The sequence below is a fragment of the Mycobacterium sp. 1245852.3 genome (genome assembly GCF_001669335.1).
Taxonomy (GTDB): Bacteria; Actinomycetota; Actinomycetes; order Mycobacteriales; family Mycobacteriaceae; genus Mycobacterium; species Mycobacterium europaeum_A.
In genome coordinates this window covers 1-10,044 of record NZ_LZLL01000193.1, presented here as the reverse complement: position 1 = coordinate 10,044, position 10,044 = coordinate 1, and the positions used below count along the sequence as shown (strand labels likewise).

Genomic DNA, 10,044 nt, shown 5'->3' with positions numbered 1-10,044 from the left:
CCTCGGCGGTGCGATCACCGACATCACGGTGCTGATGGCCGACCTGCACGGCTTCACCGCGTTCACCGAGGCGACCAGTCCGCAGCAGGTGGTCGGCATGCTCAATGCCTACTACGGCGCGATCGTTCCGGTCATCCTCGAAGCCGGCGGTACCGTCCTGCCCTTTGCCGGTGATGCGGTGGTGGCGATTTGGAATGCCCCTGTGCGCCAACCTGATCACGCGGTGCGCGCCGCGCGCACCGGACTCGCACTGCATGCCGCCGTCGAGCAGGCGGCGGCCGGACGCGATGACTGGCCGCGCTTTCGGGTGGGAATCAATACCGGTCCCGCGCTGGTGGGCAATGTCGGTGCGCAGCAAGTACGCAACTTCACCGCGATCGGCGACACCATGAACCTGGCGGCACGGCTGGAGGGCCTGGCTGAGCCGGGGCAAGTGGTCATCGGACCCAATACCGCGGTCGCGCTTGGTGAGTCCGCACGCGTGCGGATGCTCGGCTGGGTTGACGTCAAGGGCAAGCGCGATCCCGTTCGGGTCCGGGTGCTGGACGGACTGGCGCAGTAGCGGCGCTGCCCTCGCCTCGACAGCGGGAAATTTTTCAGAGATTCGCCTGTGGGCAACGGTCCGGGCGCATAGGCTTCGATCGACGAATCGGGCAAACGTCGCCAACCTGATGATGGACAAGGGAGGTTTGGGCACGTGTTGTCCCGTGCTGCGTTTGTCATCGCAGCCGTCGTCTTCGGCGCCGCCGCTGTGGCGCCATCGGCCTACGCGTCACCCAGCGGCGGTTGCTACACCGCCAGTTCTGGTGACTGCGTGCCATATCCGCAAAAGGGTGGCTCACAACCGCAGGGTGCCACGGCCCAGTGCTCGGATGGGAGTTGGTCGTTCAGCGAACACCCCCATGCCAGTGGGACCTGTCACGGTCACGGAGGCGTCCAGCGGTACTTGTAGCCATCGGCTGCCAACAACACTGGATGGTCAAAACACGAGGGGTGACCATCCCAGGTGTTGCGGCGGCCCGGTTATCTTCGTGCCCGGCCGGTTGCATCACGGCGTTTGACCCCCGGTGACGCCGGGGTATGCGTGCCGACATGGCGACCGCGAAGGACGTCTTGAATTGGGCTCGCGACAAAGTTGTGTCGTGGGTGCCCAAAGCCGACCTTGACCAGCGAGATCCGGATTACATCCGCGATCAACTGCCGGGAACCTGGTTGCTGGCGTCGTTCTATTTCAGGGCGGACGTGCGGGGCTTGGACCGCATTCCGGCCGAGGGACCGGTGCTGCTGGTGGGCAACCACAGTGGCGGCAATGTACCGCCCGACACCTTCGTGTTCACGCTCGCCTTCTGCTCGTATTTCGGCGTTGAGCGGCCCTTTTACCAGTTGGCCCACAACCTCGTCGTGTCCGCGCCGCCGCTCGGCTGGTTGCGCAAATTCGGCACCGTCGCCGCCAACCCCGAAAATGCCCGTCTCGCGCTGGATTCCGGCGCAGCACTGCTGGTCTATCCCGGTGGCGACTACGAGGTGTTCCGGCCCTCCTGGGAACGTCACAAGGTCGACTTCGGCGGGCGCATGGGCTATGTCAAGCTGGCCCGCGAGGCCGGGGTGCCGATCGTCCCCGTCGCGAGCATCGGTGGGCAGGAGAGCGCGCTCTTTCTCAATCGCGGGCAGTGGCTGGCCAAGTTGCTGATGGCCGACAAGTTGCTCCGGCTCAAGAGCGTCCCGATATCGCTGGCGCTGCCCTGGGGACTCAACATCAGCGACCTGGCGGGCCACATCCCGTTGCCCACCAAGATCGTGATCGAGGTTCAAGACCCGATCGAGGTCGACGGCGACGATCAAGCGGTGCACGACAAGGTGATGGCCGCCCTGCAGGGGGGCGTCGACCTGCTGGCTGCCGAACGACGATTCCCGGTGATCGGCTGATGCGCGTCGAACGCCGTTGCGTCATCAACGCCGACCGCGCCGCCGTCTGGAAAATCGTCAGCGACCCGGACTGTTACCCGTCGTTCATGGCGAGCCTGGAGCGGTGGGAGTCGTCGAACGACAAACCACCCGGCGTCGGTGCGCGGTACACCGTCCATTGGAAGATCGGCTCCGTACCCGTTGGCGGCGTGATCGAGGTGGTCGAGTTCGACGACGGCCGCGACCTCGCCTGGGTGGGAATTACCGGCGTAACGCTGCGCGGGCGGATACGGTTGCGCGACAGAGGCGACGGCTGCACACGGGTGACATTTCGGCTGTCGTATCAGGCGCCCGGGGGAATACTTGGGTACGTCGCCGATCGGATCGCCGTGCGCCAGGTGGGACGCGCACTGACGGAAACGTTGAAACGCCTCCGGAAACTGGCCGAGTCGTAGCCGCCATCATGCGTTCCACCGGGCGTGGGCGGCAGACGGTCGGGGTGCCGTGGAGCGGCCTTCGTCAAACCAGCGCTGAGGCGTCGAATATCCAACTGGTGTCGCCGGTCGCCAAGCCCTCGAAGTGGTTCGGGGGAGCGAAGGCCACCAGGCTGTTCATGTCCCAATAGTCTTTCCAGACGGTGATCTTGCCGTCGACGACCTTGTGGACCGTCACGAAGCGCAGCACACCCTCCTCACCTGTCGCGAAAGTCCACGTCTCGGAGTGCTCGCAGAGCACGTCGGATCCGTTGCACACCAGCACGCCGGGGTGGTTCTCGTAGCCGGCCAACTGCTCGAGTCCCATCCTGAGGCGTTGCACGATGCCCTCGGGACCGCGCGCCGACAGTGCAGGGACCGGCATGTCGACGTAGAGGCAGTCGTCGGACAAAAAGGTCTTGATCGCTTCCCAATCTCGCCGCGAAAGCGCCTGCCACAGCCCACGTACGACGTCCTCGACCGCGATCATAGAAACCTCTGTCATAGCGGCAAATAAACCTCGTCGCCGCCCCGGTGTCAACCGGTTCGGTCGTACTCGCGTACGTACGGCCCCAGAGCCACCGGCAACGACGACCATCCGCGCAGCACCCGGGTTTCGCGTCTGCTTCCGGCGCCCGCCGCGCGTACCTCGGGAAAACGGTCGAAAAATGTGCGCAGTCCGACTTCGCCCTCGGCCCGGGCAAGGGCCGCGCCCAGGCAGAAGTGCCGGCCACCGGAGAAGGCGAGATGCCGTCCGGCGTTGTCCCTTTCGATGTCGAAGCGGTGCGGGTCGGGAAAAACCGATGGATCCCGGTTGGCGGCGGCCAGATACACCAGCACCAGATCGCCACGGTGTAACTGCCGGCCGGCTATCTCGACGTCGCCCCGCGCCATCCGCGCGGTCAGCTGCACCGGCGATTCCAGCCGCAGGATCTCTTCGACGGCGTTCGGCCACAGTTCGGGACGTCGGCGCAGGGTGTCCAGATGCTCCGGCGCGTCCATCAACATCCGGATCCCATTGCCGAGCAGGTTGACCGTAGTCTCGAAGCCGGCGGCTAACACCAGCCCGGCGATCGCCTGAAGCTCCTTCTCGTCGAGATAGGTTTCCGCAGAACCACTTTCGGCCGTCTGGATCAGCTGGCTCATCAGATTGTCGCTGGGATCCAGGCGTAGCCGCTGCAGGTGCTCGGCGAGCCAGGCGCTGAAGCCGGCGATCCCGTCCTGCACGCTGCGGTATTGCCGCCATGGCAAGCCGATGTCGAGGCTCGGTGCGGCCAGTTCGCCGAATTCCAGGACGCGCCGTCGCTCCGACTCGGGCACGCCGAGAATGTCGCTGATGATCGCCACCGGAAGCTGCGAGCAGTACCGTCCGACGATGTCCACCACACCGGACTCACCGGCCAGCCGATCCAACAGCTCGGCGGCGGTCTGCTCGACCCGATCCCGCAGGGCGGCAACGGCTCTGGGGGTGAACACCGCCGACACCGTCTTGCGGTAACGGGTGTGATCGGGCGGTTCGACGGCCAACAACGATGGCGCACGCAGTGGATGCAGCAGGCCGTCGCGGGTGCGGCGCTCCACCCATCGCAGCGGCGCCGGCAGATTCGATCCGAAGATCAGCACCCGAAAATCGTCGGACCGCAGCAGTTCATGCGCCAGCGCGTGATCGGCCGTCAGATACGCCACGCGGCCCTTCACCAGCTTGCCCCGGGCACGGACTTCGTCGTAGTAGGCGACCGGGTCGGCGGCCACCGCCGGATCGGCGATCAGCCTGGCCTGGACGTCGCCTCGCCGGGCTCCGAGGGCCGCGGCGCCCCGGATGAAGCCATGCATCGCGAACCAGTGCAACCGTTCCTTCACCGGCCCCCTCCCTCGATCAGACGTCGTTTCGAGCCTAGGCCCCGACCAGCTGTGGAGTCAGCACTCGGCGACGATTTTGAAGTCGGTGGTCACCACTTTGTTGGGGTTGCTGCTGTTGATGCCGTAGGCGCTGCCGGTGATGGTGTAGGCGTCGTTGTTGAGTTCGACGTGCGCGTCGCCCACCCCGCCTTGCCAGAAGCTGCCGCTGAATCCGTCGACATTGCGAATCTTGACCCACTGCGGCATCACCCGGTAGCCGCTGAGCAGCACCACCGCTTCGACCCCACCGTCCCGGTCGGGGATGTTGATGGTGCGGTACATCTGGTCTTGCCGGCACGCCGGGGGACGCGTCGTGTGCGTGGCGCCGTCGATGGTCAGCCGCGCGGCCCGACGGGGCGTCGTCGGCGCCGCGCTGCATCCCGCGACACTGACGACGACCGCCGCCGAAACCAAAGCGACTGTGAGCAAACGGTTTTCCACCAGCCGACCTCCTTACTGCCGCTTCGGCGCTAGCGCGGGTAGGGACTTGACGATGCTGCGTCGCACGAATTCCGGGCTCACGCCCTTGAAGAAGTCGATCAGGCGGATGCTCTTGGGCACATACCAGTGCAACCGCTTCGGATGGTGATAGGCCTGCCACGCCGTCTCGGCCACGCTGCTTGCCGGCATCAACCGGAGCATGCCCTTCTTGGGTGCGGTGGCCCGCAATTGCTCCGCCGTCATGGGTGCGCGCCCGTCGTCGGAGTGATTGGTCGTGGTCGTCAAGATGGCGGTGTCGATGAGCCCGGGCAGCACGTCGGCGACGCGCACGCCGTGGCGCTGCCACTCCACGCTCAGCGCCTCGGTCAGACCTTTGACCGCATGCTTGGTCGACGAGTAGACGGCCAGGCGCGGCATGCCGTAGGTCCCCGAGGACGACGACGTGGAGAACATCAGGCTGCCCGGGGCCTTCTTGAGGTAGGGCAGCGAAGCGTACGCGCCCGTCAGTACCGCCTTGAAGTTCACGTCGACGACACGCATCGCGGCGTCATAGGGCACGTCCTCGAACCAGCCGGATTCACCGATGCCGGCGTTGTTCCACATCATGTCCAGTCCGCCGCCGCTGTTGCCGGCGCAGAAATCGGCCAGGGCATTCTCGAGGGCCGCCTTGTCCGTCACGTCGACGGCGCGGGTCCACAGTCGATCGCCACCGAGTTCGTCGTTCAGCGTCGCCAGGCCGTCTTCGTTGCGGTCGACCGCGCCGACGCTCCAGCCCTTGGCGTGGAACAACTTTGCGCCCTCGCGACCCATGCCGCTGCCCGCACCGGTGATGAAGACGGATTTCACGGGCGTCAGTCCGCCTCGACCACGTCTTTGATGCGGTTCAGCGTCTTGGTCATGTCGCGGATGTTGCGGCGCTTGCGCAAAAAGCCGCCGAACAACCAGTAGAAGGCGAGCCACGGCGCCGGGTTGAGCCGAAACGACTCGGTGACGTCGGTCCCGCCGCCGCCACTGGGCGCCAGGCGGTAATGCCAGTTGTTGACGGGCCTGTCACCGAGGAGCACCGTGAAGCCGAATTCGCGGCCCGGTTCGCAGGCGGTGACCTTGCACGTTGTCCAATACACCGGCCCCATCTCATTGCGCCGGACGTGACCGCGGAATTTGGCCCCCAGGGCGGGGCCCGTCGCATCGCCGAGCCACTCGGCTTCAAAGACTTCCGGGGAAAACTTTCCGGTGTTGCGGACGTCCGCGATGAGATCCCAGATCTTGGCAGCAGGCGCCGCCATGTGAACAGTCGCCGAACCTTCCATGGGCTGATCCAAACACAGCGTGGCGCCCGGTCATAGAGCGCAGGTGCGTTTCATCAGTGCGGGACGGCCGCCTGAATCAGCCCGTTGATGATCTGCTTGATGCCCTGGGCCGGGTGCGAGTACCAACCGATCGGCAGGCCGGATTGCGCGCCGCACTTTGGCCAGGCCTCCACACCCTCCTCGGCGAAAACCCGGTTGGCCACAGCGATTTGCTGCTCTCGGGACGCGGCGGCCGGGTTGCCGACACCGCCGTAACGCGCCCAGGTGGCTGGTTTGAATTGCAGTCCACCGTAATTCCCGTTTCCGGTGTTGGCGTGCCAGTTGCCACCGGATTCGCATTGGGCGATCGCGTCCCAGTTGGGAGCGGGGTCTGCGCTCACCACACCCGTGGACGAAGCCATCGACGCTGCAACGACCCCGCCGACCACTACGGACTTGACGAGAAGCTTGCAGAGATTCTTCATGTCCGGGATTTCGGCGCGTGTGGCCAAAGCGTTACCTATTCGAAAATGGCGCGAGATATGCCATCTATCTGCGGAAACCGCCTTATCGGCGGGCCAAATCGGACCGTTAGAAATCGGTGAGGAAAAATTAAGTTATTGCTGGCAATACGACTGCGTCGCTGATGACAGGGCCTTTTGGTACAGGTCGTCGAGCTGCCGCCCGCGGGTGACGCCGCTTCTCGCGGCGTCGAGTTGGGCGCCACATTCCGGCGAATGCAGCACGCCCCAGTTGCCCGACAGCTGGGTCAGCATCGTCTGGTTGAGGGCGTCGATCGCCGACCGCGACGACGACAGGTCCGGTGCGTCGGGCGGAGCGCTTCCCGGATTGAGCTTCCAGTCCGCGAACCGGCCGTATTCGACGGCCTCGGTGGCGCTGATCTGGTCTCCGAACACCCGGGTGACGTAATCGCGGTCGATGTGTTGGGCGACGGCCTCGTCACCCAGCCTGGCCAGTTCCTGCTGGACGCGCGCCGGATCTTCGATGGCGCCGTGCTGGTGCCACTTGTAGGCGGCGACCGGGTCGGCGATCTGCAGCCGTTGCGCGGCGGCGTCGACCAACGGGGTGAGCGGACTCGCGGTGTCGGCCCGGGCGGGCGCCACCAGCATCGCCAGGCTCACGACCGCGATCCCCCAACGCACTACTGCGCCTGACGGAGACGTCAGGCGCAGTAGTGACCGAGCGGGCGGTTGGGTTATCCGCCGCCGCCAGGCGAAGCGCCCAGAGTGCCCTGCAGGTCAGGCTTCATGGCGTTGAGCTGGGCTCCCCAGTACTCCCAGCTGTGCGTTCCGTTGGCGTTGAAGTTCCACACCGCGTTGTGGCCGCCGGCGCCGTTGTAGGCGTCCTGGAATTTCAGGTTGCTGCTGCGCACGAAGTTCTCCAGGAACTCGGCCGGCATGTTGGCCCCGCCGAGCTCGGACGGCGTGCCGTTACCGCAGTACACCCAAAGCCGGGTGTTGTTGCCGACCAGCTTCGGGATCTGCAGGGTCGGGTCGTTGCGCGCCCACGCCGGGTCGCTCGACGGACCCCACATGTCGTTGGCCTTATAGCCACCGGCGTCACCCATCGCCAGACCGATCAGGCTCGGCCCCATTCCCTGCGACGGGTCCAGCAGCGCCGACAGCGAGCCGGCGTAGATGAACTGGGCCGGGTGGTAGGCGGCCAGGATCATCGCCGACGAACCGGCCATCGAGATGCCGACCGCCGCACTTCCGTTCGGCTTCACACTCTTGTTGGACTGCAGGTACTGCGGCAGCTCGCTGGTGAGGAAGGTCTCCCACTTGTACGTCTGGCAACCGGCCTTACCACAGGCCTGGTTGTACCAGTCGCTGTAGAAGCTGGATTGACCACCGACCGGCATGACGATCGACAGGCCCGACTGGTAGTACCACTCGAACGCAGGGGTGTTGATGTCCCAGCCGTTGTAGTCGTCTTGGGCCCGCAGACCGTCCAGCAGATAGACCGCGGGGGAGCCGCTGCCGCCGCTTTGGAACTGGACCTTGATGTTGCGGCCCATGCCGGCGGACGGCACCTGCAGGTACTCGACTGGCAGGCCCGGCCGCGAAAACGCATTCGCGGTTGGAGCGCCGCCGGCAAGACCGATCAGGCCCGGCAGTGTGGCTGCCGCCGCTGTGCCGACCAAAAGCCGGCGCCCCCAGGCCCGGACCTTCTCGCTCAGATCTGTCATACCTGCCCCTTGTCGATGTGATCAGTGTGATCGTGGTCTCACAGGAATTTACCGTGTGAGTCCGTCAAATGTCGATTGGGACGCGAACGCGTCTCGTTTCGGCATCGCTTTTCACTTCACAATTTCGCCATCCGGCGCAACCGGGCGGCGTCGGGCCCCGCGTACCCGCTGTATGACCGCCCCACACACCGGGTGAGAAAACGCCAGGCCGCAGCGGGTTTACGTCGAGTCGAGCGCTCGCGATGCCCGACGCTTTTAGAAACCCCCGAAATGAAGCCGGGACGGATTCGCTGATCGCCACCGGCGCGCCGCCCGTCGGCAGTTTGATCGTTTGACGGCACCACGGTCGCGCGGTGCGGGGCATTTAATTTGCGCGGCCGATAAAGCCTGGTTTGGCGACCCAGAGGCCCCCGCCCTACGGCCCTCGCGGCCCTCACCTCGTCGGAGCTCTGCAACCGGCGGCAACCGGCTGAAGCGGCGAACCCGCCTGCGGCCCAGCCCCGTTTCACCGCGCCGCCCTTTCATCTGGCGATTCCGCGGTCATGCCCGACCGGGGCAGCCGGACTTGCGCCGACCGCGTAGGCTGCTCTCGAAGCAAGCCGATGAAGACCACGCTATCCCGCGTCTGTTCCGGCTCTCTCGAATCACCGCGCCCGCGGCTTCATGGTGCGCGTAGATGCGGCTGAGGGCGTCGGACGCGGGACCGATTGGGGCATAGATTTGGACACGGTTCTTGGCCTGTCAGTGACGCCGACCGCCGTTGGTTGGGTCCTCGCCGAAGGACATGGCGCCGACGGCACCATCCTCGATCACCAAGAGCTGGTGTTGCGCGCGGGCCACGGTGTGCGCGCCGTGGGCACCGCAGAACAAGTGGTGGACGAGGTATTGCGGGTCGACACCGAGGCGGCCGCGAGCGATCGCCGGCTGCGTGTCATCGGAGTGACCTGGAACGACGAAGCATCCGCACAGGCCGCGCTGGTCTTGGAGGCCTTGACCGACGCGGGATTCGACAACGTCGTGCCGATCCGGTTCCTCGAAGCCATCGAGACGTTGGCTCGGGCCATCGCGCCGGTCATCGGCTACGAGCAGACCGCCGTCTGCATCCTCGACCAGGACTCGACGACCGTGGTCATGGTCGACACGCACGACGGTGAGACCCAGACGGCCACCAAGCACGTGCGGGGCGGCTTCGACGGCCTGACCCGCTGGCTGACCGGCATGTTCGAGCGCAAGGGATGGCAGCCCGGCGGCGTCGTCGTGGTGGGCGGCCACAGCGACATCGACGGCCTCTCCTGGCAGCTCGAAACGACTTTGCCGGTACCGGTTTTCGTGCAATCGATGGCCCAGGTGACGATCGCGCGCGGCGCGGCGCTGTCGGCGGCTGCAAGCACCGAATTCACCGACGACCAGCTGGTCGAGCACATCAGCGAACCCGTTCCGGCGCCCACTCAGAAGCGGCAGTTGTCCTACGCCGGGGCCATGACCGCGTTGGCGGCCGGTGCCATCACCTTCGTCGGGTCGGTATCACTCGCGGTGGGGATCCACGTGGGGCCGGCCAGCGCCGCCGGCGCGCCCAGGGCAACTGAGGGCCGCGGTCACCGGCGCCGGGCGAGCTCAGGGTTGCGGGTCGGTCGCTGCGCGCGGGGCCGAGTCAACCGCCGGATCGCCGGTGTCACCGGGTATGTGCTCGAGCACCCGGGTCAGGTAGGGCTGTCGGTTACCGCCGTCCGACTGTCGTTCGCCACCGGCGCCCGGCTGCTCCTCCGGAACGCTGGCGTCCGAAACCGGTTCGCCGGCAGGGAGTTTCGTTTGTGGGGCCGGCCAGCGC

13 protein-coding genes are annotated in these 10,044 nt (G+C 66.0%); 5 read left to right on the top strand and 8 right to left on the bottom strand.

The genetic code is table 11. The features are described 5' to 3' along the window. From A9W96_RS08825 to A9W96_RS08815, 4 genes are all read left to right on the top strand, one after another. The coding region (locus tag A9W96_RS08825) for an adenylate/guanylate cyclase domain-containing protein (RefSeq protein ID WP_231999635.1) at positions 1-562 on the top strand (562 nt) is incomplete at its 5' end. 135 nt (positions 563-697) lie between these two features. Then, the gene (locus tag A9W96_RS33120) at positions 698-952 is read left to right on the top strand and encodes a DUF3761 domain-containing protein (protein ID WP_082972107.1); all 255 of its coding nucleotides are present in this window, start codon (positions 698-700) and stop codon (positions 950-952) included. 140 nt (positions 953-1,092) lie between these two features. Next, positions 1,093-1,926, top strand: coding sequence for a lysophospholipid acyltransferase family protein (locus A9W96_RS08820; protein WP_067139058.1), 834 nt, complete (start codon positions 1,093-1,095; stop codon positions 1,924-1,926). Then, positions 1,926-2,360 carry an SRPBCC family protein gene (locus tag A9W96_RS08815; RefSeq protein WP_067139055.1) on the top strand — a complete coding sequence of 145 codons (435 nt, stop codon included), beginning with the start codon at positions 1,926-1,928 and terminating at the stop codon, positions 2,358-2,360. The genes A9W96_RS08820 and A9W96_RS08815 overlap by 1 nt, the downstream gene beginning before the upstream one ends. 64 nt (positions 2,361-2,424) lie before the next feature. On the opposite strand, the gene A9W96_RS08810 is transcribed toward A9W96_RS08815, so the two are convergent. The 8 genes from A9W96_RS08810 to ag85B form a co-directional block, all read right to left on the bottom strand. Continuing rightward, on the bottom strand, positions 2,425-2,868 hold the full coding sequence (locus A9W96_RS08810; protein ID WP_067139052.1) for a nuclear transport factor 2 family protein: 444 nt from the start codon (positions 2,866-2,868) through the stop codon (positions 2,425-2,427). A gap of 47 nt (positions 2,869-2,915) precedes the next feature. Next, positions 2,916-4,238, bottom strand: coding sequence for a cytochrome P450 (locus tag A9W96_RS08805; RefSeq protein ID WP_067139049.1), 1,323 nt, complete (start codon positions 4,236-4,238; stop codon positions 2,916-2,918). Between the two features lie 57 nt (positions 4,239-4,295). Beyond that, on the bottom strand, positions 4,296-4,718 hold the full coding sequence (locus tag A9W96_RS08800; protein WP_066878146.1) for a lipoprotein LpqH: 423 nt from the start codon (positions 4,716-4,718) through the stop codon (positions 4,296-4,298). 12 nt (positions 4,719-4,730) lie between these two features. Continuing rightward, the gene (locus tag A9W96_RS08795; RefSeq protein ID WP_067139047.1) at positions 4,731-5,564 is read right to left on the bottom strand and encodes an SDR family oxidoreductase; all 834 of its coding nucleotides are present in this window, start codon (positions 5,562-5,564) and stop codon (positions 4,731-4,733) included. Between the two features lie 5 nt (positions 5,565-5,569). Beyond that, a complete protein-coding gene (locus A9W96_RS08790) occupies positions 5,570-6,046 on the bottom strand; it encodes an SRPBCC family protein (RefSeq protein ID WP_197498137.1) in 477 nt (158 codons plus the stop codon). Positions 6,047-6,081: 35 nt separating this feature from the next. After that, positions 6,082-6,519: a resuscitation-promoting factor RpfC gene (gene rpfC, locus A9W96_RS08785; protein WP_066870708.1), complete on the bottom strand. Its 438-nt coding sequence runs from the start codon at positions 6,517-6,519 to the stop codon at positions 6,082-6,084. 105 nt (positions 6,520-6,624) lie between these two features. Further along, on the bottom strand, positions 6,625-7,200 hold the full coding sequence (locus A9W96_RS08780; RefSeq protein WP_369806985.1) for a chorismate mutase: 576 nt from the start codon (positions 7,198-7,200) through the stop codon (positions 6,625-6,627). A gap of 23 nt (positions 7,201-7,223) precedes the next feature. Then, the gene (gene ag85B, locus A9W96_RS08775) at positions 7,224-8,216 is read right to left on the bottom strand and encodes a diacylglycerol acyltransferase/mycolyltransferase Ag85B (RefSeq protein WP_066870705.1); all 993 of its coding nucleotides are present in this window, start codon (positions 8,214-8,216) and stop codon (positions 7,224-7,226) included. A 720-nt stretch (positions 8,217-8,936) separates the two neighbouring features. Here ag85B and A9W96_RS08770 point away from each other — a divergent pair. After that, the coding region (locus tag A9W96_RS08770; RefSeq protein ID WP_369830822.1) for a hypothetical protein at positions 8,937-10,044 on the top strand (1,108 nt) is incomplete at its 3' end.